This is a genomic window from Streptomyces sp. NPDC048506, from assembly GCF_040651315.1.
Taxonomy (GTDB): Bacteria; Actinomycetota; Actinomycetes; order Streptomycetales; family Streptomycetaceae; genus Streptomyces.
The window spans coordinates 100,788-121,813 of sequence record NZ_JBEZIX010000012.1; the positions used below are offsets into that span (position 1 = coordinate 100,788).

Annotated in this window: 19 protein-coding genes, 3 tRNA genes and 1 pseudogene; 11 read left to right on the top strand and 12 right to left on the bottom strand. The window is 70.1% G+C overall.

Annotated features, from left to right (window positions below):
• Nucleotides 1-43: 43 nt before the first annotated feature.
• From AB0C96_RS12220 to AB0C96_RS12240, 5 genes are all read right to left on the bottom strand, one after another.
• Complete coding sequence (locus tag AB0C96_RS12220) at nt 44-466, bottom strand: hypothetical protein (RefSeq protein ID WP_362916365.1); 423 nt, start codon at nt 464-466, stop codon at nt 44-46.
• Nucleotides 467-531: 65 nt separating this feature from the next.
• Nucleotides 532-2,304 carry a ParB N-terminal domain-containing protein gene (locus tag AB0C96_RS12225; RefSeq protein WP_362916367.1) on the bottom strand — a complete coding sequence of 591 codons (1,773 nt, stop codon included), beginning with the start codon at nt 2,302-2,304 and terminating at the stop codon, nt 532-534.
• Between the two features lie 93 nt (nt 2,305-2,397).
• On the bottom strand, nt 2,398-2,862 hold the full coding sequence (locus AB0C96_RS12230) for a DUF6197 family protein (protein ID WP_362916369.1): 465 nt from the start codon (nt 2,860-2,862) through the stop codon (nt 2,398-2,400).
• A gap of 29 nt (nt 2,863-2,891) precedes the next feature.
• Complete coding sequence (locus AB0C96_RS12235) at nt 2,892-3,134, bottom strand: hypothetical protein (protein WP_362916371.1); 243 nt, start codon at nt 3,132-3,134, stop codon at nt 2,892-2,894.
• Nucleotides 3,135-3,200: 66 nt separating this feature from the next.
• On the bottom strand, nt 3,201-3,938 hold the full coding sequence (locus AB0C96_RS12240; protein ID WP_362916372.1) for a DUF2786 domain-containing protein: 738 nt from the start codon (nt 3,936-3,938) through the stop codon (nt 3,201-3,203).
• Nucleotides 3,939-4,477: 539 nt separating this feature from the next.
• Between AB0C96_RS12240 and AB0C96_RS12245 the strand changes: the two genes are divergently transcribed.
• On the top strand, nt 4,478-4,927 hold the full coding sequence (locus AB0C96_RS12245) for a hypothetical protein (RefSeq protein WP_362916374.1): 450 nt from the start codon (nt 4,478-4,480) through the stop codon (nt 4,925-4,927).
• Nucleotides 4,917-5,552, top strand: a complete 636-nt coding sequence (locus AB0C96_RS12250) for a hypothetical protein (protein WP_362916376.1) — start codon at nt 4,917-4,919, stop codon at nt 5,550-5,552. Before AB0C96_RS12245 ends, AB0C96_RS12250 begins: the two co-directional genes overlap by 11 nt.
• A 23-nt stretch (nt 5,553-5,575) precedes the next feature.
• On the opposite strand, the gene AB0C96_RS12255 is transcribed toward AB0C96_RS12250, so the two are convergent.
• Nucleotides 5,576-6,157: a hypothetical protein gene (locus AB0C96_RS12255; protein ID WP_362916378.1), complete on the bottom strand. Its 582-nt coding sequence runs from the start codon at nt 6,155-6,157 to the stop codon at nt 5,576-5,578.
• Between the two features lie 365 nt (nt 6,158-6,522).
• Between AB0C96_RS12255 and AB0C96_RS12260 the strand changes: the two genes are divergently transcribed.
• Nucleotides 6,523-6,597 (top strand) — tRNA-Asp (locus AB0C96_RS12260).
• A gap of 4 nt (nt 6,598-6,601) precedes the next feature.
• Nucleotides 6,602-6,675, top strand: a tRNA-Phe gene (locus AB0C96_RS12265).
• A 50-nt stretch (nt 6,676-6,725) separates the two neighbouring features.
• Here the strand turns inward: AB0C96_RS12265 and AB0C96_RS12270 are convergent.
• Nucleotides 6,726-6,932, bottom strand: a complete 207-nt coding sequence (locus AB0C96_RS12270) for a hypothetical protein (RefSeq protein WP_362916380.1) — start codon at nt 6,930-6,932, stop codon at nt 6,726-6,728.
• Between the two features lie 242 nt (nt 6,933-7,174).
• On the opposite strand from AB0C96_RS12270, the gene hrpA reads away from it, so the two are divergent.
• From hrpA to AB0C96_RS12285, 3 genes are all read left to right on the top strand, one after another.
• Nucleotides 7,175-11,197 carry an ATP-dependent RNA helicase HrpA gene (gene hrpA / locus AB0C96_RS12275; RefSeq protein ID WP_362916382.1) on the top strand — a complete coding sequence of 1,341 codons (4,023 nt, stop codon included), beginning with the start codon at nt 7,175-7,177 and terminating at the stop codon, nt 11,195-11,197.
• A 95-nt stretch (nt 11,198-11,292) separates the two neighbouring features.
• Nucleotides 11,293-11,367: transfer RNA gene (locus AB0C96_RS12280), tRNA-Asp, on the top strand.
• Nucleotides 11,368-11,554: 187 nt separating this feature from the next.
• Entirely contained in the window at nt 11,555-11,788 is a 234-nt protein-coding gene (locus AB0C96_RS12285) for a DUF6274 family protein (protein WP_362916384.1), read from the top strand.
• Nucleotides 11,789-12,329: 541 nt separating this feature from the next.
• Here the strand turns inward: AB0C96_RS12285 and bldC are convergent.
• Both bldC and AB0C96_RS12295 read right to left on the bottom strand, forming a co-directional pair.
• A complete protein-coding gene (gene bldC / locus AB0C96_RS12290; protein ID WP_003949541.1) occupies nt 12,330-12,536 on the bottom strand; it encodes a developmental transcriptional regulator BldC in 207 nt (68 codons plus the stop codon).
• Nucleotides 12,537-13,048: 512 nt separating this feature from the next.
• Nucleotides 13,049-13,885: a hypothetical protein gene (locus AB0C96_RS12295; RefSeq protein ID WP_362916386.1), complete on the bottom strand. Its 837-nt coding sequence runs from the start codon at nt 13,883-13,885 to the stop codon at nt 13,049-13,051.
• Nucleotides 13,886-14,090: 205 nt separating this feature from the next.
• Here AB0C96_RS12295 and AB0C96_RS12300 point away from each other — a divergent pair, with 205 nt between their 5' ends.
• On the top strand, nt 14,091-15,209 hold the full coding sequence (locus AB0C96_RS12300; RefSeq protein ID WP_362916388.1) for a Glu/Leu/Phe/Val dehydrogenase dimerization domain-containing protein: 1,119 nt from the start codon (nt 14,091-14,093) through the stop codon (nt 15,207-15,209).
• 330 nt (nt 15,210-15,539) lie between these two features.
• Nucleotides 15,540-15,800 carry a DUF3073 domain-containing protein gene (locus AB0C96_RS12305; RefSeq protein ID WP_362916390.1) on the top strand — a complete coding sequence of 87 codons (261 nt, stop codon included), beginning with the start codon at nt 15,540-15,542 and terminating at the stop codon, nt 15,798-15,800.
• A gap of 245 nt (nt 15,801-16,045) precedes the next feature.
• On the opposite strand, the gene purM is transcribed toward AB0C96_RS12305, so the two are convergent.
• Both purM and purF read right to left on the bottom strand, forming a co-directional pair.
• Nucleotides 16,046-17,116: a phosphoribosylformylglycinamidine cyclo-ligase gene (gene purM / locus AB0C96_RS12310; RefSeq protein ID WP_362916392.1), complete on the bottom strand. Its 1,071-nt coding sequence runs from the start codon at nt 17,114-17,116 to the stop codon at nt 16,046-16,048.
• Between the two features lie 34 nt (nt 17,117-17,150).
• Entirely contained in the window at nt 17,151-18,710 is a 1,560-nt protein-coding gene (gene purF, locus AB0C96_RS12315) for an amidophosphoribosyltransferase (protein WP_362916394.1), read from the bottom strand.
• Between the two features lie 94 nt (nt 18,711-18,804).
• Here purF and AB0C96_RS12320 point away from each other — a divergent pair, with 94 nt between their 5' ends.
• Both AB0C96_RS12320 and AB0C96_RS12325 read left to right on the top strand, forming a co-directional pair.
• The gene (locus AB0C96_RS12320; protein ID WP_362916396.1) at nt 18,805-18,957 is read left to right on the top strand and encodes a putative leader peptide; all 153 of its coding nucleotides are present in this window, start codon (nt 18,805-18,807) and stop codon (nt 18,955-18,957) included.
• Nucleotides 18,958-19,213: 256 nt separating this feature from the next.
• Nucleotides 19,214-20,075 (top strand): annotated as a pseudogene (locus AB0C96_RS12325) (sulfatase-like hydrolase/transferase); the annotation flags it as partial.
• Nucleotides 20,076-20,176: 101 nt separating this feature from the next.
• Here AB0C96_RS12325 and AB0C96_RS12330 read toward each other — a convergent pair.
• Nucleotides 20,177-20,980, bottom strand: coding sequence for a sterol carrier family protein (locus tag AB0C96_RS12330; RefSeq protein WP_362916398.1), 804 nt, complete (start codon nt 20,978-20,980; stop codon nt 20,177-20,179).
• Nucleotides 20,981-21,026: the final 46 nt, after the last annotated feature.

Genomic DNA, 21,026 nt, shown 5'->3' on the forward strand with positions numbered 1-21,026 from the left:
GTGGTGTTGGAGGGGGGTTGCCCTCCCCCTCCAACACCATTAATTAAACCATGTTTTGAGGTGTGGGGCAAGCATCCCGGCCGGGGATGTCGAGTGCGGCGCGGTCGCGCAGGAAGGCGGCGAACAAGGCGGCGGTGTAGCTGTCGGCGGTGCCGTAGGTGCGGCGGCAGTCCAGCGCTCCGATGCGCTCGCCACGGTGGCGGACGGGGAACGGCTGGCCGGGGGCCGGGATGGCAAGCGCGTACAGTCCGCGCGGGGTGTCCACGCGCAGGACGACGGCGGCGGCCTGGTGGTCGTAGGCGGCTGACCAGCGGCGGGGCCCGATGCCGAACTCTGCGAGTCCGGACGCGATGGCGCGGGCCTGCATGATGTCGGCGGTGGTGCCGGGGTCGGGCTCGGCGGGGGCGGCGACGCATCCGCATCCGTGGTCGTCGGCGTGGGTCTCGAACGAAGCTGTACGGGTCACTGTGGGGCTCCTGGGGTGGCCGGGGGCGGGGAGTTCCCGCCCCCGGCGTCGGGCGGCTGAGGCGGCTAGGCGGCGGCTTCGTCGTCGCTGGCCGGGTCGTCGGCCTCCTCGGCCTCCGGCTCGCCCGTCTCCTCGTCGGTGCCGGGCTCCTGCTCGGCCTCCGGCTCGCTGCCGGTCGTGATCGCGCGGGGCTTCCTCTTCGACGGGTCGTACGGCTCGTCGTCCACGACCGACTGCTCAATGGGCGTGAGCGGGTACCCGAGGGACGCGAGCACCTGGAACCACCGGCCGGTGGGCGTCCGCGTCCACGGGGCGCGCTGGCTGTCCGTCCTCCACGCGGACCGGTTCGCGCACTTCTCCCGGACGGCGGCGATGGCGGCGAACTGGAGCTGCGGGGCCCTGCGGGGGTCCTTGGCGACATGCCCGGCGAAGCTGCCCCGGTCCTTGGCCTGTTCGGTGTTCAGGCCAAGGAAGGCGGCCAGGATCTCGGTCGTCGGCTCCTTGTTCAGGTCGTCGCAGATTCCCCAACTACCGTTCAGCAGAGCATTGTTCACGTGACCAATCAGGGTGTTGGTCGTGGTCTTCGCGAGGTTGCGCCGCTTGATCAGGTCGGTGATCCACTTCCGGCGCAGGGCCTCGGCCGCGTCCCAGTCGATGTTCCCCTTCTTGACGGCGGCGCGGGCGGCGCGCTCGGCCTCCACCTGAGCGGCGGTCTTCGTCCCGCCGGTTCCGCCGCTGCCCTCGGGCACTGTGTGCCCGTACAGGCCGGGGGCGGAGCAGTAGGGCTCGTACCGGTCGCCCCGCCGCTCGTCGAACACCCACACCAGACCCTTGCACTCGGCGTGCTCCTCGGTGCTGATGCCGCGCAGTCGCCACACGGGCATGGCCCGCTCGGACAGCTCCTCGGCGTCCCGGATCTTCTGCCCGGCCGCCTCCAGCTCCGCGCGGTGAACCTCGGCTTTGGTCCGCTTTTCGCGCTTGGTCCGCTCGATCGCAATTGCCCAGTCAACGTCTCCGGCGTCGGCGTCGTCCTCGGCGGCGGCCTCGCTGATCGCGGCGAGCGCTTCGGGGTCGTCCGCGAACTCCGAGAGCGCGGCCAGGTGCTCAAAGGTCCACTCATAGCTGCTCGCACCCCTGACGGCGGCCGACAGCTTCTCGTCGGACCGGACCTTGACCAGGGTCTTGACGTCCTTCTGCCGCACGCCTGCGGCCTTAGCGATGCGGCCGACCTGCGCGCCCGCCTCGGCGGCGCTGAACATGGCCTGGTTCATCTCGGACGCGGTCAGGCTCTTGCGGTGCTGAGCGGTCGTGATCATGTCGAGGAACTGCCCGGCCTCGTCGCGGTCGTCGTCCTCCCACTCGTACGGCAGGTGAGTGAGACCCGCGTCCCGCGCACCGAAGTAGCGCCGGTTCCCGTCGTTGACCTGGAGGACTCCTCCGTCAAGCCGCTGGACCTTGACGGGGATGCGGCACCCCTCGGCGCGGAGCGATTCCACGAACGGCGCGTTGAGGTCAAGGTCTTCACGGGCGTTCTTCGGGTGCGGGGTGAGCGCGTCGATCCGGATGACGGGGCGCGGGGTGACAGGCACGGTCTCCAGCCCTGTGGCGACAGCGGCGGCCAGTCGCTGGAACCCGTCGATGACCTGCGGCACGTCACCGTTGGTGCGCACGACGTACAGCGGCTCCACGACGCCGTTGGCCTGCACGGCGGCCAGCAGATCGGCCGGGGCCTCGATGTCGCGGACGTTGCCGGGGTGCGCGGAGAGTTCGGCGACCGTGAGGGTCGGCCACGGGGCAGGGGCGGTCTGGACGCCGGCCTGGGTCTTGATGTTCGTCATCGGTCCTTCGCTTTCCGGTGAGAGTTCGTCGGGCCGTTCGGCCCGGTGAAGGTGCCGGTCGGGGGGTTGCCCTCCCCCTTCCGACACCATTAATTAAACCATATTCTTGAGTGTGGGACAACCGGGGATGCCGTGATCGCCGCCACTCGGATGCAGGGCTGCGGCGGCGCGGATCATCGCGGCGGCCTCGGCGGTGGTCCGCTCGGGCTCGTCCCCCCAGCACCACAGGAGGGTGCGCCGGTAGGCATCCTCCGTGAGCCGCAGCTTTCGCCATCGGACGCCGGACACGGGACGGCCGTTGGCGTGGTTGCTGAGCACCACAAGGGAGTCGAACAGGGCGCGTTGAAAGATGCCCCACGGTTCACCGCGTACGGACCAGCGGGGCCGGACGGAGCGCACGCCGCGCTCCCACGCGTGCAGCACGGTGCACGGGGCGGTGTCGCCCATCCGGCCGGGCTGCCAGAGGTGGTCACCCTGGTAGAGCCCGACGCGTTCGATGTGGTCGGCGGCGGCCGTGAGAATGCGGGCGGGGGTGGCGTGCGGCTTCCGGGACGGCATCGTGTCCTCCTGGCGGTGATTGGTGGCGGTCAAGTGGTCACGTGCTGGGCGGACTTGGCCGTGATGGTGCACTCGACGCAGTGGCACGGCGTCTGCCACTGCCACCCGGACATGGAGATGATCGAGTAGGCAAGGGCGGCGGCTTCGCTGATCCGGCCGGTGCCGGGCTCCTTCGGCGTCGCGGCGGCCCACTCCTGGGGGAAGCTGTAGGTCTGGAAGTAGTGGCGGCCGTTCTCGTCGGTCTTGTGGAATCGGGCCCATTCCATGTACATGCGTGGCTCCTCGGCGCTTCGAGGGGGGCCGGGGCGGCGGGCTGCCGCCCCGGCCGGGATGGGCGGTCAGGCTGCGAGCGCTCCGGCGGCCTGAGCACCGATGCGGCGGGTGCCTCCGATGTCGGCGCGGTTGCCTGCGGCGGCTCCGTCGCCGTACCCGCTGCCGCTGTACGAGCCGCGCGAGTGCCGGACGTGCGGGTGCTCCTTGCGGTAGGCGGCCTCCACCATCGCGTCGCGGTCGGCCAGCACGAGTTCACCGCTGCGGCCCGTGGCTGACGTTTCCCCGCTGGCGGCGGCGCGGGCGGCCTGCTCGATCGCCTTGAGCCGTTCTATGACGCGCTCGATGAACCCGATGGTCCACGAGTTGCGCCAGGCTCGCGCACTGCGGACGCCGTACGGAACAACCTGCGCGCTGAGCCCGCCGAGCATCTGGATCAGGAGGGAGGCGTACAGGACTTCGGCGCGCTGGATGTCGGACTCGTGGCCGACGATGTGAACGCGGCGCACGTTGCCCCGCACGCCCATGTGCACGGCCTTGCAGCCGACGTTCTGAGCGATGAAGCACATGAGGCGGACGCGGGACATGGACCACGGGTTGGGGAGGTCGACGTATCGCGCGGTGACCGCGTCCCGCGACGGCTGACCGTCGCTCAGCATGGCCTCTTCGACGCCGTACTTCGCCATCATTTCGAACGCCCGCTTCCGGGCCAACTCCGCCTCCGACTCCGGCGTGCGGGGGTCCTCCGCCGTGGTGAGCAGGGCGCGGATGGTGTCGAGCTTTCCGGGGGCCTTCGTGGTGCTCACGTGCGTTCTCCTGGTGAGAGAGGTTGTCGGCGGCCGGTCGGCCCACCGTGTGCCGGTCGGGGGTTGCCCTCCCCTTCCGACACCACTAATTAAACCACGTTCTAGGGGTTGGGTCAACCCGGATACACGCTCTGACCTGCCCTTTTCCTCCACCGACGCCCCGCACCCGCCCGGCCGGGCCCGGCCACAACGGGCCTGGGCGGGGTTCCCTCCTCGGTCGGACAGCTCCGCCGTATCAGGGTTCCGGGCGCGGTGTCCTGGCTCGCGCAGCGACCGCGTAGCGGCTCGGCCTGGACGCCGTGCCCGGGTTCCTGATACGCCCCTGGGTGTCCGGCCGAGGAGGGAACCCCGCCTTCACCACCCGCACCACAACGGCGCGGCACCCGACCGACCAACCCCCTCCCCCTCCGAGGAGGACCCGCCGGAGGCTGCCTTTCGCCCTGGCCGGCACCCAACGAACTCGTGGTTCGAGATGTCCGCGGACCTGTGCCTACGGTGCGCGCGACGAGCAGCGATTTCGAACAGAACTGGGGGCACGGGTGAGCACCAATTCGGCAGGACCGGTGAGCGCGTCGGAGCTGCGGCGGCGGGTTCGCGCTGCTGAAGCACTGAAGGCGAAGACGCGGGAGATGGCCGCCGCGAACGCGCTGTCCGCGCGCGAGGCCGCGGTGAAGGCGGCCAAGACGAAGGAGGAGGCCGACGTCACGGCACGGGAAGCTGCTGCTGTAGTCCTGCGGCTGTTCGACAACGACGCCGAGTTGGTCTCGGAACTGCTGGGCGTCCCGGCGGAGGAGTTGGAACGCGAGGCGAAGCCTGTTACCGCCGCTCGGGCGAAGGAGATCATCGAAGCGCTGCGTGCCCGCGCCGAGCGGCCCCGCTCCGCCCGAACCCGTAAGCCTCGGGCGGATGCGGCAGACACGGCTACCTCGACCTCGGGCGCCCCGGCCCCGGTCGTCACGACGGACGACAGCCGGGCTGATGCCGCCTGAGAACGACTTCGGGCCCGGCCTCTTCCCGCTCGCGGCGGTGAACGGGGCCGGGCCCGTTCACGTTGATGAGCAACTTTCCCTCATCGGCGAACCAACGCCCGTCCGCATACCGGCCGTTGAGTGGATGGCCTGGCTGGCCGACGAGTCCGTTCAGGCCCGGTACTGGGCGAAGGTCTACCGGACCCCGTCAACCGAGGACTGCTGGTTCTTCCTCGGTGGGATCTCCAGCACCGGCCATGCCAGCTTCAGAGCCGCCTCGCGGCCGGGCAGGACACGAACGGGTACGGTGCCGGGCCACCTGTACGGGTACCAGCTCGCGCACGGTGTCATCCCTCGACTCGGCTGGGGAACCGACAGCCCGACCGTCTGCCACACGTGTGACAACCACTCCTGCCAGCAGCCGACGCACCTGCGGCTGGGCACGGCGGCAGAGAACCGGGCTGAATGGCTGGCTCGCCGCCGGGACCCGAGCAGTCCCCTGGCCGACCTCCGTGGCCCTGCCGGGCGCTCGCGCGCGATTGGCGCCGCTATCCGGGCCGGCCAAGAGCGCGGAGAGTCTGAGGCGGAGATCACAGCACGCATTCGGGTGGCGATCGCAGCAGGCCGCCCCTTCAGTCTCTGGTAAGGGCCGACCGTCCTTGGCGGGGCTCAGGTCGCTGCGGTAGGGGGCTCCGTCACCCCACCTGCGATCCAGGAGTTGCGACTCCGTCCCATCCAGCTCCAGGGCTCCTGCAAGTGGTGCTGCGCCACGGAGACGTAGTGGCGTAGACAGCGATCGATCTCGTCTGCGCCGACAGAGCGGTCAGTGAGGGAGTCCTCGATCGCCCGCATGAGGAATTGGGCATGCGCCGTGACGTTGTCGGTGCCCTCCAGCCAGAGGACCTGATACGCCCGCTGAGCCTCGGCAAGGAGTGCTTCGTCCAGCGCGCCTCGATCACGCTTGCGGTCTTCAGCAAGCGCTTGGGCTGCTTGCAGGAAGGCCACGTATGCGTCGCGCTTGATCCCAAGCTGCTGCACCCTGGCCTGCGATTCCAGGGTCTGATGCACGGTCTTCAAGACAGCCTCAGCCTGCCGCTCGCCGGCGTGCCGTGCTGCCGCAGCTTGCTCCTCACCGGCCAGTCGTGCAGCAGATGCTTGTCGCAGTCCTGCGCTACGCGTAAACCAGCCTGTCACGGCGCTGCCGACGATCGCTGACCCGGCCGCGATCAGCGCTACCCCCCACTCACTCATGGCGACATTCTCTCGCCCTCGGGCGACACTCGGAACGCGGGGCCGCTCTGCGATGTCTGCCTCACACTCATCACGCTACGAAACGTTGGGGCACCGGCGAGGAACCCTGGAATCATAGGCTTCTCGGGCCATCCCGGACCCCCGAGATTTGCAGTCACAACGGCATGCCTCCCCGTGCTGACGTGTCAGCACGGGGGCAGGATCGAGGAGGATCGAGCTAGACTCAGGAGGACGCAGACGGGCGTATTTGCCGGGCTCCCGCGAATCTCCGCAGGTCAGCGAGGTAACGATTTCGGGTTCGAATCCCGTTGGGGGCACGCACCATCGTGTGCGAGACTGGTTCACGCCGCTCTCGCGCAATGCAAGGTCCTGTGGAGCAGTTTGGAGTGCTCGCCACCCTGTCAAGGTGGAGGCCGCGGGTTCAAATCCCGTCAGGACCGCTGCGGCTGGGTAGCTCAGTTGGTACGAGCGATCGCCTGAAAAGCGATAGGTCGCCGGTTCGACCCCGGCCCCAGCCACACCTCTTGTCGGAAGGCCCTGGTTCATGGAACCGGGGCCTTCCGCGTACCTACGTGACGCGCTCGCCCTGCGGCCGCCAGAAGATCAGCCGGGCGCCGCCGCTGATGGCCGCGGTCGCCCCCAGCCCCATCCCCATCCGCAGCAGCCGGACGTCGCCCTCCCAGTCGTGCGGCGCACCGAAGACCAGCCAGGCGGCGAAGGCGATGCCGGCGACCATCAGTGCGGCCCCGGCTATCCGTCGTATTCCTTTGTCCATGGGGACATCGTCGCCTGTGCGCGCGGCGGAGTTCCAGTCGATTCGGCGGACCCGCGGGCTCGGCCGGGGGCGCCGAGATGATCACCGTGCGGACCCGCCCACGCGCCGATGCCGGGCACACGGGGGCAGGTCACCCGCCCTGGCGGGGGCCTCCGCCGGCGTCAGCCCCCAGTACCCGTGATCCGGCCGCGCGGGCAAATGGTTCGCCAGTCGTTCACCCGAGGTGAGATCCTGGGGGACGTATGTCCAGTCAGCCTGCCCCCGCCCTGCCCGACGGCGCCGCTCCCGCCCTGCCCGACCTGCTCAAGCGTCTGCCCGAGCTGATGCTGCGCGATCAGCAGCGGCTGGGGCGCCGGCTCGACGGCGCACGCCGGATCCGGAAGCCCGAGGCCCGGACGGCCGTGCTCACCGAGATCGCCGCGGACGTCGCGCAGGCGGAGCTGCGCGTGGCGGACCGCCGCGCCGCCGTGCCCGAGGTCAGCTACCCCGAGGCGCTGCCGGTCAGCCAGAAGAAGGACACGATCCTGGAGGCGATCCGCGACCACCAGGTCGTGATCGTCGCGGGCGAGACCGGATCCGGCAAGACGACCCAGATCCCCAAGGTCTGCCTGGAGCTGGGCCGCGGCGTGCGGGGCCTGATCGGGCACACCCAGCCGCGCCGGATCGCCGCCCGTACGGTCGCGGAGCGGGTCGCCGAGGAGCTGCGCACCCCGCTCGGCGAGTCCGTCGGCTGGAAGGTCCGCTTCACCGACCAGGTGAGCCCGGACACCCACGTCAAGCTGATGACGGACGGCATCCTGCTCGCCGAGATCCAGACGGACCGCGAGCTGCGTCAGTACGACACGATCATCATCGACGAGGCGCACGAGCGCAGCCTCAACATCGACTTCATCCTCGGCTACCTGGCGCAGCTGCTGCCGCGCCGCCCGGACCTCAAGGTCGTCATCACCTCGGCGACCATCGACCCGGAGCGGTTCTCCCGGCACTTCGGCGATGCGCCGATCATCGAGGTCAGCGGGCGTACGTACCCGGTCGAGGTGCGCTACCGGCCGCTGCTGGAAGAGGGCGGCGAGGACGCCGACCGGGACCAGATCACCGCCATCTGCGACGCGGTCGACGAGCTCCAGGCCGAGGGGCCCGGCGACGTCCTGGTCTTCCTCTCCGGTGAGCGCGAGATCCGCGACACCGCCGACGCGCTCAACAAGAAGCAGCTCAGGGACACCGAGGTGCTGCCGCTGTACGCCCGGCTGTCGCACGCCGAGCAGCACCGCGTCTTCCAGCGGCACACCGGCAGGCGGATCGTGCTGGCGACCAACGTGGCCGAGACCTCCCTGACCGTCCCCGGCATCCGGTACGTGATCGACACCGGTATGGCCCGCATCTCCCGCTACAGCTACCGCACCAAGGTGCAGCGGCTGCCGATCGAGCCGATCAGCCAGGCCAGCGCCAACCAGCGCAAGGGCCGCTGCGGCCGCACCAGCGACGGCATCTGCATCCGGCTGTACTCGGAGGACGACTTCCTGGGCCGTCCGGAGTTCACGGACGCGGAGATCCTCCGTACGAACCTCGCCTCCGTCATCCTCCAGATGACCGCGGCCGGGCTCGGCGACATCGAGAGGTTCCCCTTCATCGATCCGCCGGACCGGCGCAACATCAAGGACGGCGTGCAGCTCCTGGAGGAGCTCGGGGCGCTCGAACGCGAGCAGAAGGCCCCCCAGGAGGGGAAGAAGGGGCAGCGGCTCACCCAGACCGGCCGCAAGCTGTCCCAGCTGCCGGTCGACCCGCGGCTGGCGCGGATGGTGCTGGAGGCGGACCGCAACGGCTGTGTCCGCGAGGTCATGGTCATCGCGGCGGCGCTGTCCATCCAGGACCCGCGCGAGCGGCCGTCCGACAAACAGCAGCAGGCCGACCAGCAGCACGCCCGCTTCAAGGACGAGACCTCCGACTTCCTGGCGTTCCTGAACCTGTGGCGCTACATCCGCGAGCGGCAGAAGGAGCTGTCCTCCTCGGCGTTCCGCCGGATGTGCCGCAGCGAGTTCCTCAACTACCTCCGGATACGTGAGTGGCAGGACATCTACTCCCAGCTGCGCACGGTCGCCAAGTCCATGGGGATCCACCTCAGCGAGGAGGACGCGGCGCCGGACCACATCCACACCGCCCTGCTCGCCGGTTTGCTTTCGCACATCGGCCTCAAGGACGCCGACGCCAAGAACGAGTACCTGGGCGCGCGCAGCGCCAAGTTCGCGGTCTTCCCCGGCTCGGCGCTCTTCAAGAAGCCACCGCGCTGGGTGATGTCGGCGGAACTGGTCGAGACGTCCCGCCTGTGGGCGCGGGTGAACGCGCGGGTCGAGCCCGAGTGGATCGAGCCGCTCGCCCAGCACCTGGTCAAGCGCACGTACAGCGAGCCGCACTGGGAACAGAAGATGGCCGCGGTGATGGCGTACGAGCGGGTGACGCTCTACGGCGTCCCGATCGTCGCCCAGCGCAAGGTGAACTACGGGCGGATCGATCCGGAGACCTCCCGCGACCTGTTCATCCGTCATGCCCTGGTCGAGGGCGACTGGCGCACCCACCACCAGTTCTTCCATGACAACCGCAAACTCCTCGGCGAGGTCGAGGAGTTGGAGCACCGGGCCCGGCGCCGCGACATCCTCGTGGACGACGAGACCCTCTTCGACTTCTACGACCAGCGCATCCCGGCGGACGTGGTCTCCGGGGCGCACTTCGACTCCTGGTGGAAGAAGCAGCACCGGGACGAGCCGGAGCTGCTGAACTTCGAGCACTCCATGCTCATCAACGAATCCGCCGAGGCCGTCACCAAGGACGACTACCCGGATTCCTGGCGCCAGGGGAAGCTGAAGTTCAGGGTCAGCTACCAGTTCGAGCCGGGCGCGGACGCGGACGGCGTGACCGTCCACATCCCCCTCCAGGTGCTCAACCAGGTCTCCTCGGAGGGCTTCGACTGGCAGATCCCGGGTCTGCGGGAGCAGTTGGTGACGGAGCTGATCCGGTCGCTGCCCAAGCCGATCCGGCGCAACTACGTCCCGGCGCCGAACTTCGCGGCCCGTTTCCTGGACTCCGCGGTTCCCCTCCAGGGCGCCCTGACGGCCGCGTTGGCCGCGGGGCTCCAGCGGATGGTGGGCGTCCCCGTGGAGGCCGCCGACTTCGACACCGACAAGGTCCCCGACCACCTCAAGATCACCTTCCGGGTGGTCGACGAGCGGCGCCGCAAGCTCGCCGAGGCCAAGGACCTGGAGGCGCTGCGGCTGAAGCTCAAGCCGAAGACCCGGGCCGCCATCTCCAAGGCCTTCGAGCAGGCCGCCGAGCGGCCCGCCAGGGACCGCAGGGGCGGCCAGGGGGCCGCGGGTGACGGATCGGCGGTGGCCGGCCCGGAGCAGCGGACCGGGCTGACGTCCTGGACCCTCGGCACTCTGCCGCGCACGTTCGAGACCCGGCGTGCGGGCCAGCCGCTGAAGGCGTACCCGGCGCTGGTCGACGAGGGCAGCAGCGTCGCCGTACGGCTCTTCGACACCGAGGCCGAGCAGCTGACGGCGATGTGGGCGGGCACCCGCCGCCTCATCCTGCTCAACATCCCCTCCAACCCCGCCAAGTTCGCCCAGGACAAGCTCAGCAACCAACAGAAGCTCGCGCTCTCCCGCAATCCGCACGGCTCGATCGCGGCGCTCTTCGAGGACTGCGTGACCGCCGCCGCCGACCGTCTGATCGCGGCCCGGGGCGGCCCGGCCTGGGACGAGGAGTCCTTCCGGAAGCTGTTCGACGGGGTCCGGGCCGATCTGGTGGACGTCACGCTGCGGACCATCCAGCAGGTCCAGGAGGTGCTGGCCGCCTGGCAGGCGTGCGAGCGCCGGCTGAAGGAGACCACGTTCCCCTCGCTGCTGCCGTCGCTCGCCGACGTCAAGGAGCAGCTGGCCGCGCTGATCAAGCCGGGCTTCGTGACGGCGCACGGCGCCAAGCGGCTGCCGGATCTGATGCGCTATCTGGTGGCCGCCGACCGCCGGCTGCAACAGCTGCCCACCAACGCCGAGCGGGACCGCACCCGTATGGCGAAGGTGAAGGAGATGCAGGACGAATACGCCTGGCTGCTGGAGCAGTTCCCGCCCGGCCGCCCGGTGCCGGCCGCGGCTCTGGAGATCCGCTGGATGATCGAGGAGCTCCGGGTGAGCTACTTCGCGCACGCCCTGGGGACCGCCTACCCGGTCTCCGACAAACGCATCGTGAAAGCGGTGGACGCCGCCGCGCCCTGACGGATGGGCGGCCACCGGTATCGAGTTCGACCGCACCCCCTGACCTGCTGTACAGTCTTGTTTCGCAGCCCGCCGCAAGCGGGAGGCAAACGCAAGGTCCTGTGGAGCAGTTTGGAGTGCTCGCCACCCTGTCAAGGTGGAGGCCGCGGGTTCAAATCCCGTCAGGACCGCAAAGATACGGCCCGCATCGGCATCCGATGCGGGCCGTTCTGTTGTCCGCTCGGACGCCCGCTCACCAGCCATGGCGTACCGCCCGACGGCTGCGCGCCGTAACGGCTTTGCTGCCGGCTGTATTGACGGCGGGCAGCGCCCCCGGTACTCACTTGGGAAGGTGTGGGGGCCGGGGAGGGCTGTGCGATGACGACTGCAGTACGGCACGAGACCAAGGCGCTGCTACGGGCGCACCTGTCAGCCGCCACGGGCTATCGCCATCTGATGCGGCACTGCCCCATCTGCCATCAGCTGCTGCGGCTCGCCATGGAGCCGCACACGACCCCCTCCGGGCCGCCGGCGCGCGCGGCTGCGCCCGCGCCCGTCGCGCCCGCCCGTGAGCCCGCCACGGCCGAGGACAAAAGTCCCGCGACCCGGTGACCAAGGACGCCTGCGCCACCCGCAGAGCGGTGACAGGCTGTTGAGTACCGACGGGTTCGGACACGACTTACTGACGGGGAAAGTTCTCTACCCCAGGGACGTATCGCCTTCAAGCGGCGTGTCGTGTGACGGGTGTCACCGAACAAGTTTGGCGAGACAGGGAACTTACACCCTCCCTACAACCGGTCAATTTAATATGTGCAATTGCACCACCCCCGAAGGGCTCCGGAGGGAGGCCCCGGGGTCCGAGCGGAAAAGCCCATCCAGGGCCCCTGAAGGCGCCCTGGGAGCCGCCGGGAACGACACCGGCGACAGGTCGACCCGATCACCCCGAGGGGCCCGGGAGCGGCCGCACACAAAAGAGATCGCGCTGGACCCGGCGGAGTCCAGCGCGATCGATGACGTACCCAGATGGAGCGGGTGTGGGGCCTGTTGGGACAGGCGCCGCGTCGTATGCAGCTCTGTGGAGCAGTGGAGCCATGTGGTGCGAAGTGGGCATTTTCGGGTTGGGGGCCCCGAAAAGGCCTGGTTATGCGGTTGTTCAGGCCTCGCTGCGCTGCTGCGGGATACCCGCGAGCAGTGCGCGGACCTCAGCCTCGCGGTAACGCCGATGTCCTCCGAGCGTGCGGATGGACGTGAGCTTGCCTGCCTTGGCCCAGCGGGTGACCGTCTTGGGGTCCACGCGGAACATCGTGGCAACCTCGGCAGGGGTCAGCAGCGGCTCGGCGTCAGGGGTGCGAGCGGTCATGAGCGGCCTCCTCGGGAGAACCGAACCATCACGGTTCTTTCCTCTAAATTCTGCACCTTGACCCACGTTGCCCGAAATGGCGGACGCGGGCCGAGTCGGTTATAGGACGAACGGCTTGTCCTCGGCACTACAACTACACCATCTGTCCAGCCGCGTCGGCCAAACCGATGGAATTGCCCTCTCAGGTGTTCAACCTCGGCGGATGCCGATGGACCGTGCCATAGCGGACAGTCACACGGCAGTAACGATCAGTCACAGCGTGATCAGCCGCCACGAGACCCCTCAAGGACCGCAATACCGATCTATCCGCCCTTAGTTGGACGGAAGGAGCCCACGTCGGGCTCCTTGTCCTATTTTGGCACGAGGGTGCACCTTGCTAGCAAGACCCGAAGTCAGTGCTTTAGGTCACGCTTGAGGCAATCGCCCGGTTAAGGACCAACGTCCTTAGCCGTCCAACCACCGGAGAGCGAACGTCGAACATCCACGCCGTGAACCTTCGGCATCTCCGGCCCTCAGCTGGCGAACTGACGCTCGCGCACCGCGCGCCACCGCCGAGAAAGCTTCTCGTACGCGACCCCGGCCCGCTCGCCGTCCCCCTCGCGCAGCGCCGCCAGTCCTTCCGCAACCTCGGCGGCGGAACGGTCCTCGGCGAGCTGCCCCTCGGGCACCGCGTGCACCAGCCCTCCGTAGTCCAACTCCACGAGTGATCGCGGATGGAACTCCTCAAGCCAGCGCCCCACATCTACCAGGCCGTCGATCAGCGGCCCCTCTTCCAGCGCGTCCCGCAGCGTACGCAATGCCCGGGCGACCCGGCGCCTGGCCTGGACCATCGGCGTCCGGTAACGCAGCACAGGCCCCTGGTCACCCTTCGTACACTCCCGCTCCGCGTCGTCGAAGAGCACGAACCAGCGGACCGGGACGTGCCAGGCCGACCCGCGGATCCACGGCCGGGCGTCCGGATTGCGCTCCCGCCACCGCTCGTAGTCGGTGGCCGCCTGCCGGCGCACCACCGGGGGCAGCGCCGCGTCCAGCACCGACGCCGGCAGCAGCTCCTCCAGCGCGTCCAGGGCCTGCCAGCCGCGCAGCCGGGTGCGCCAGGGACAGACACAGGTCACCTCGTCGACCACGGCGATGAACGCATCCGCGCTCTCGTGGACCGGCACCGGCACCGGAGGCGTCGGCAGCAGATCGGCCAGCGCCCGGCGCTGCTCGTCCTGGGCGGTGGGGGCGTCCTCCCGTTCGGCATAGCGCGCCCAGTGGGAGCGCTCCGGCTCGGGGAACGCTGCCAGCGGCTCGTAGACCCGTAGATACGCCATGTACGGGACCTTCACCGACGACGCCAACGCCACGCCCGCTCCTTCCGGGAAGTCCACCGCCGCAAGGGCCCGGGACGCGCCCGCGGCCCCCGTGCGGCCTGCGATACGACCAGATCGTCCCACGCCCGTCCCCCGGGAGAGGGTGATCCTCCGCACCTGACCGATCAACCGGCCCGGCAGGTCTTACGCTCTTGTCAACCGGCCCTCCCCACCCGCAGGAGGGCGTCCTTCGCGACTTATGGGAGTCACCACAGTGACTGACGTACGTCCGGCCTCCGCCGGCACCGACGGCGGCGTACTGCACACCCTGTTCCGGTCCGAACAGGGGGGCCATGAGCAGGTCGTTCTCTGCCAGGACCGGGCCAGTGGCCTGAAGGCAGTGATCGCCATCCACAACACCGCCCTGGGCCCCGCCCTCGGCGGCACCCGCTTCCATGCGTACGCCTCCGAGGAGGAGGCCGTGCTGGACGCCCTGAACCTGTCGCGCGGCATGTCCTACAAGAACGCGCTCGCCGGGCTGGACCACGGCGGCGGCAAGGCCGTGATCATCGGTGATCCCGATCTGATCAAGACCGAGGAACTCCTGCTCGCCTACGGGCGGTTCGTGTCCTCCCTCGGGGGCCGCTACGTGACGGCGTGCGACGTCGGTACGTACGTCGCCGACATGGACGTCGTCGCCCGGACCAACAAGTGGACCACCGGCCGCTCCCCGGAGAACGGCGGCGCCGGCGACTCCTCCGTCCTGACGGCCTACGGCGTCTTCCAGGGCATGCGCGCCTCGGCCCAGCACGCCTGGGGCGACCCCACGCTGCACGGGCGCAAGGTCGGCATCGCGGGCGTCGGCAAGGTGGGGCACCTCCTCGTCGAGCACCTCCTGAAGGACGGCGCGGAGGTCGTGATCACGGACGTGCGCACCGAGTCGGTGGCCCGGGTCGTCGCCGACCACCCGCAGGTCACCGTGGCCGCCGACACCGAGGCACTGATCCGCACCGAGGGTCTGGACGTGTACGCGCCGTGCGCGCTGGGCGGCGCCCTGAGCGACGACTCGGTGCCGGTGCTCACCGCGAAGGTGGTGTGCGGCGCGGCCAACAACCAGCTCGCGCACCCCGGCGTCGAGAAGGACCTGTCCGACCGCGGCATCCTCTACGCGCCCGACTACGTCGTGAACGCCGGCGGTGTCATCCAGGTGGCCGACGAGCTGCACGGCTTCGACTTCGACCGCTGCAAGGCCAAGGCCGCGAAGATCTTCGACACCACGCTGGCGATATTCGCTCGTGCAAAGGCCGACGGCATTCCGCCCGCCGCGGCCGCCGACCGGCTGGCCGAGCACCGGATGGCGGAGGCCCGGCACGCCTGACCCGGCACCGCGGCCGGCGCAGCCATTCGGCCTCGCCGGCCGGAAACACAACCTTGCGCGGCCCGCCACGGGCGGTCGGGGAGACATCCCTCACCACCCGTCGGCGGGTCGCCGTACAGGACAGGTTAAAATCGCAGTTGACCAGCGGGGACGGGGCGCCTTGCCGGTCGTGCCGAGCGGCGGGTGATGCGGGCGACGTACCGTATGGCCGCGGAAGCAGGTACCGTTAAAGCCCTACGGGCCGGTCTCTCTTTTGAGAGCCCGCTCTGATCCATGAACGCGTGTCAAGACTCTGGGGCCATCGAGCCCCGTCATTGAGGGGGTCGACCCATGGGGCGCGGCCGGGCCAAGGCCAAGCAGACAAAGGTCGCCCGCCAGCTGAAGTACAGCAGCGGTGGGACGGATCTCTCACGACTGGCCGACGAGCTGGGTGCATCACCTGCATCACCGTCGAACCAGCAGCCTCCGAACGCAGAGCCGTTCGAGGATGACGAGGACGACGACCCGTACGCACGGTACGCAGAGCTGTACAACAAGGACGACGACGATGAGGACGAGGGCGACTCGTCCCAACAGCGTCGTCGCGCCTGAACGCGCTGCGGACGGCTGGTCCGGCAGCCCCCAGGCGCCTGACACGACGTGCGGTCACGGCACCCACAACAACATCACGGACCCGGTCCTGGGCATCGCCCGGACCGGGTTCTGTGCTGCCCAGGTGACCCGTGGTGCAGCGGTCGCCACCAGCGCGGCGGCCGTACCCACGCACACCGCGCCCACCGGGGACCGGGACTCCTCCCACGGCCCGTGCCGGGCCGTGGGGAGCGTTCCTCAGGTCGTCAGCTCGCGTAGTCACCGGTCAGGGTCACTGCCTCGGCGTGGTCGCCCCGCTCGACGATCTCACCGCTGACCCAGGCGTCCACGCCGCGGTCCGCCAGCGTGGTCAGCGCGACCTCCACCGACTCCTGCGGCACGACGGCGATCATGCCGACGCCCATGTTCAGGGTCTTCTCCAGCTCCAGGCGCTCGACCGAGCCGGCCGTGCCGACCAGGTCGAAGACCGGGCCCGGCGTCCAGGTGGAGCGGTCGACCGTGGCGTGCAGACCGTCCGGGACGACCCGGGCGAGGTTGTTCGCCAGTCCGCCACCGGTGATGTGCGAGAAGGCGTGCACCTCGGTCGTGCGGGTCAGCGCCAGGCAGTCCAGCGAGTAGATCTTGGTGGGCTCCAGCAGCTCCTCGCCCAGCGTCCGGCCGAACTCCGCGACCTCCTGGTCCAGGGCCATCCCGGCGCGGTCGAAGAGCACATGCCGGACCAGGGAGTACCCGTTCGAGTGAAGTCCGGAGGACGCCATCGCGATCACCGCGTCGCCCGTACGGATGCGATCCGCGCCCAGCACCCGGTCCGCCTCGACGACGCCCGTACCGGCGCCGGCGACGTCGAACTCGTCCACGCCGAGCAGCCCCGGGTGCTCCGCGGTCTCGCCGCCGACCAGCGCGCAGCCGGCCAGCACGCAGCCCTCGGCGATGCCCTTGACGATGGCCGCGACCCGCTCGGGGTAGACCTTGCCGACGCAGATGTAGTCGGTCATGAAGAGCGGCTCGGCACCGCAGACGACCAGGTCGTCGACGACCATGCCGACGAGGTCGTGGCCGATGCTGTCGTAGACGCCCATCTTGCGGGCGATGTCGACCTTGGTGCCGACGCCGTCGGTGGCGGAGGCCAGCAGCGGACGCTCGTAGCGCTTGAGGGCGGAGGCGTCGAAGAGGCCGGCGAAGCCGCCGAGCCCGCCCACGACCTCGGGGCGGGTGGCCTTCTTCACCCACTCCTTCATCAGGTCCACGGCGCGGTCGCCGGCTTCGATGTCGACGCCCGCGCTCGCGTAGCTGGCACCAGTGTCTGCAGTGGACATGGCAGAGAACTTTCGTGTCGTGTGTGTACGAGCTCTACGGACGACGCAGTGCGTCGGCGCCGCCGACCCCGGCGGTGAGCGTCTGGACGCCGTCCACGTCGGACTTCGTCGGGACCGTCGTCTCCGACTCCAGGAGGTGCTTGCCCAGCAGCTGGGGGTCGGGCAGCTCCATCGGGTACTCGCCGTCGAAGCAGGCCCGGCAGAGGTTCGGCTTGGCGATCGCGGTCGCCTCGATCATGCCGTCGATGGAGATGTACGCGAGCGAATCGGCGCCCAGCGACTTGCCGATCTCCTCCACGCTCAGCCCGTTGGCGATCAGCTCCGCGCGGGTGGCGAAGTCGATGCCGAAGAAGCACGGCCACTTGATCGGCGGGGACGAGATCCGGATGTGGACCTCGGCGGCGCCGGCCTCGCGCAGCATCCGCACCAGGGCGCGCTGGGTGTTGCCGCGGACGATCGAGTCGTCGACGACCACCAGGCGCTTGCCGCGGATGACTTCCTTGAGCGGGTTGAGCTTGAGGCGGATGCCGAGCTGACGGATGGTCTGCGAGGGCTGGATGAAGGTCCGGCCGACGTAGGAGTTCTTGACCAGGCCGGACCCGTAGGGGATGCCGCTGGCCTCGGCGTACCCGACGGCGGCCGGGGTGCCGGACTCCGGCGTCGCTATGACCAGATCGGCGTCGGCCGGGGCCTCGGCGGCCAGCTTGCGCCCCATCTCCACCCGGGAGAGGTACACGTTGCGGCCGGCGATGTCGGTGTCCGGGCGGGCGAGGTAGACGTACTCGAAGACGCAGCCCTTGGGACGGGCCTCGGCGAAGCGGCTGCTGCGCAGGCCGTCCTCGTCGATGGCGACCAGCTCACCGGGCTCGATCTCCCGGATGAAGCTGGCGCCGACGATGTCCAGCGCGGCGGTCTCGGAGGCCACCACCCAGCCGCGCTCCAGGCGGCCGAGGACCAGCGGGCGGATGCCCTGCGGGTCGCGGGCGGCGTAGAGCGTGTGCTCGTCCATGAAGCAGAGCGAGAAGGCGCCCTTGACCTTGGGCAGCACGCGCGGGGCGGCGTCCTCGACGGTCAGCGGCTTGCCGTCCTCGTCGACCTGGCCGGCCAGCAGGGCCGTGACCAGGTCGGTGTCGTTGGTCGCCGCGACCTGGGTGGCGCGACCGCCCTCGCGGGGCAGCGCGGCGACCATCTCGGCCAGCTCGGCGGTGTTGACCAGGTTGCCGTTGTGGCCGAGCGCGATCGAGCCGTGCGCGGTGGCACGGAACGTCGGCTGGGCGTTCTCCCACACCGAGGCACCGGTGGTGGAGTAGCGGGCGTGGCCCACGGCGATATGGCCCTGGAGGGAGCCGAGGGAAGTCTCGTCGAAGACCTGGGAGACCAGTCCCATGTCCTTGAAGACGAGGATCTGGGAGCCGTTGCTCACTGCGATGCCCGCGGACTCCTGTCCACGGTGCTGCAGCGCGTACAGCCCGAAATAGGTGAGTTTGGCGACCTCTTCACCCGGAGCCCAGACACCGAAGACGCCGCAAGCGTCCTGGGGGCCCTTCTCGCCGGGGAGCAGGTCGTGGTTGAGTCGTCCGTCACCACGTGGCACGCCCCCGAGTCTAGGGCAGGTCGCGCATTCATCCGAACCGGGGATGGCCGGGAAGCTGGATGAGTGCATGAACGGCGCGTTGAGCATGCTTGACGTGACCACGACCACGCGGACAGGATTTCTGCCCATGCAGACCCCGCAGCCCTTGGCGCACCTGGTGTGTCGCCGGGTGCACCGCCCCGCCGAGCGCCTGGTGCGTCGCCGCCACGTCGACCTCGGCCGGGTCTCCAGCGCCATCTGTCGCTGAGCGGCTGCGCGGTTGCGGCGGGTAGTCGCGACACGGTCCACCACCCGTCGACACCCGATCTGAGCTGCGTCTTTCCTCCCTCACCGGCGCCTGTCCCGTTCCTCACGCCTGCCGGATTCCGCCCGTATGCGGCGTGTGCCGTACCCACCTCCTGCCCGTCCGTGTGAGATACGCGACGCTCCCCCGCCCGCCGTCGTTCCCGGGGGCCGACGGGGCGCCGCGCCACGGCCCGACACCACCCTGGAGAGCCGAACCGATGCCTTCCATCGACCCCGCCCATGAGCCCCTCGCGCAGACCCCCGACCTGTCCCGACGTACGTTCGGAGGGCTCGCCGGCGCGGGTGCGGCGGCGGCCCTGGGCGGACTGGGCGCGCCGGCGGGCGCGCCCGACGCCGCTGCCGCCGGGCCGCCATGGCCCGGTGAGCGGACGTTCCGGGCCGTACGCAGGGCGGGTTGGCCGAGCCGATCGCCGACCGGACCGTGGGGTTGGACCCGCACCACCCCACCCTCGCCTCGCTGCTGCGCACCGCCGGCTACCGCACCGCGCTGATCGGCAAGTGGCACTCGGCCATCTGCCGGACTACAGCCCGACCAGGTCGGGCTGGGACACCTTCTTCGGGAACTTCGGCGGGGCGCTGGAGTACCACTCGAAGCTGGGCCCGGCCGGCGAGTACGACCTCTACGAGGGCGACGCGGAGTACCGGGACCTGCGCTACTACACCCGGATCATCACCGAGCGGGCCGTCGACCACATCGAGCGCGAGCACGACCGGCCCTGGCTGCCGAACCTCGACTTCACCACTCCGCACTGGCCGTGGATCGCGGACGGCGACCACGAGGAGAGCGCGAGGATCGTCCGCAGGATCACCGCGGGCGAGCCCGACGCGCTGTGGCACGCGGACGGCGGCTCGCTGGAGAAGTACGCGGAGATGGTCGAGGACCTGGACCGCTCGGTCGGCGAGGTGCTGGCCGCGCTGCGGCGCTCCGGCCAGGAGGACGACACCCTGGCGTTCTTCGCCAGCGACAACGGCGGCGAGCGCTGGTCGTACAACTGGCCGCTGTCCGGGAACAAGGCGTCGCTCCAGGAGGGCGGCATCCGGGTGCCGACCCTGGTGCGGGAGGCGGTGGACGCGGAGCTGCTCCCGTACCCCGAGCCGAAGCCGAAGGGCTGACGCCGCAGGCTCACGAAAGGTCGGGAAGACACCCCCTCGGGCAGGCTTCAGCTCATCAGGGGCAGCACCCCACCGATGTCGGCCCGCTCCCCGCTGGCGCTGACGTGCGCCGCCGCCAGCTCGTCGGCCCAGCTCGTACGGCCGGTGGCGAGCCGGAGCCAGGTCAGCGGATCGGTCTCGACGACGTTCGGCGGGGTGCCGCGGGTGTGTTTGGGGCCCTCGACGCACTGCACCACGGCGAACGGCGGTACCCGGACCTCGACCGATCCGCCCGGCGCCCTGACCGCCAGCGCATCGGCCAGCAGCCGGGTGGCGATGGCCAGCGCCTGACGGTCGTGGGGCACGTCGAGGCCCGGCACGGCCGCATTCAGGTCGTCGGTGTGCACGACGAGTTCGACGGTGCGGGTGACGAGGTAGTCGGCGAGGGACATGGGGCCCGCGTTCGTGGCGAGCAGGCGGGTGTCGGGGTGCTCCGCCAGCAGCGCGGTGAAACGCTCCTCGATGGCGGCGAGGTAGGCGTCGAGGTCGGGGTGCCGCTCGGCGAGCTCCCGGCCGGCGTCGGCGAGGGCCCCGGCGTTCACGGCCGTCACGAACGGCCAGTCGAGGGCCGTGGCCTCCGGCTTCGGCGGCTCCGGCAGCTCGGCGAACCGCTGGACGGCGTCGACGCCCCGGCCGATGTGTGCCACCAGCTCCCGCACCGTCCAGTCGCCGAGCCGGGTCGGCAGCGCCAGCTGGTCGGGCGCCAGCCCCGTCACAGCCCGTCGGACACCGGCGAACTGGGCCGTGACGGCGGCACGGGTCTTCTTCGCGTCGTACTGGCGAACGCGCGGCTTCCGGGCGGTGGGTGACATGCGTTCAGCGTAGGCGGGGGCACTGACAACCGCCGCCGGCCCCGGA

Excerpts from the sequence above, each read along its gene's own strand:
- AB0C96_RS12225 (WP_362916367.1), bottom strand. The coding sequence starts at position 2,304 with ATGACGAACATCAAGACCCAGGCCGGCGTCCAGACCGCCCCTGCCCCG.
- AB0C96_RS12230 (WP_362916369.1), bottom strand. The coding sequence starts at position 2,862 with ATGCCGTCCCGGAAGCCGCACGCCACCCCCGCCCGCATTCTCACGGCC.
- AB0C96_RS12235 (WP_362916371.1), bottom strand. The coding sequence starts at position 3,134 with ATGTACATGGAATGGGCCCGATTCCACAAGACCGACGAGAACGGCCGC.
- AB0C96_RS12250 (WP_362916376.1), top strand. The coding sequence starts at position 4,917 with ATGCCGCCTGAGAACGACTTCGGGCCCGGCCTCTTCCCGCTCGCGGCG.
- AB0C96_RS12255 (WP_362916378.1), bottom strand. The coding sequence starts at position 6,157 with ATGAGTGAGTGGGGGGTAGCGCTGATCGCGGCCGGGTCAGCGATCGTC.
- AB0C96_RS12270 (WP_362916380.1), bottom strand. The coding sequence starts at position 6,932 with ATGGACAAAGGAATACGACGGATAGCCGGGGCCGCACTGATGGTCGCC.
- hrpA (WP_362916382.1), top strand. The coding sequence starts at position 7,175 with ATGTCCAGTCAGCCTGCCCCCGCCCTGCCCGACGGCGCCGCTCCCGCC.
- AB0C96_RS12285 (WP_362916384.1), top strand. The coding sequence starts at position 11,555 with ATGACGACTGCAGTACGGCACGAGACCAAGGCGCTGCTACGGGCGCAC.
- bldC (WP_003949541.1), bottom strand. The coding sequence starts at position 12,536 with ATGACCGCTCGCACCCCTGACGCCGAGCCGCTGCTGACCCCTGCCGAG.
- AB0C96_RS12300 (WP_362916388.1), top strand. The coding sequence starts at position 14,091 with ATGGGAGTCACCACAGTGACTGACGTACGTCCGGCCTCCGCCGGCACC.
- AB0C96_RS12305 (WP_362916390.1), top strand. The coding sequence starts at position 15,540 with ATGGGGCGCGGCCGGGCCAAGGCCAAGCAGACAAAGGTCGCCCGCCAG.
- purM (WP_362916392.1), bottom strand. The coding sequence starts at position 17,116 with ATGTCCACTGCAGACACTGGTGCCAGCTACGCGAGCGCGGGCGTCGAC.
- AB0C96_RS12330 (WP_362916398.1), bottom strand. The coding sequence starts at position 20,980 with ATGTCACCCACCGCCCGGAAGCCGCGCGTTCGCCAGTACGACGCGAAG.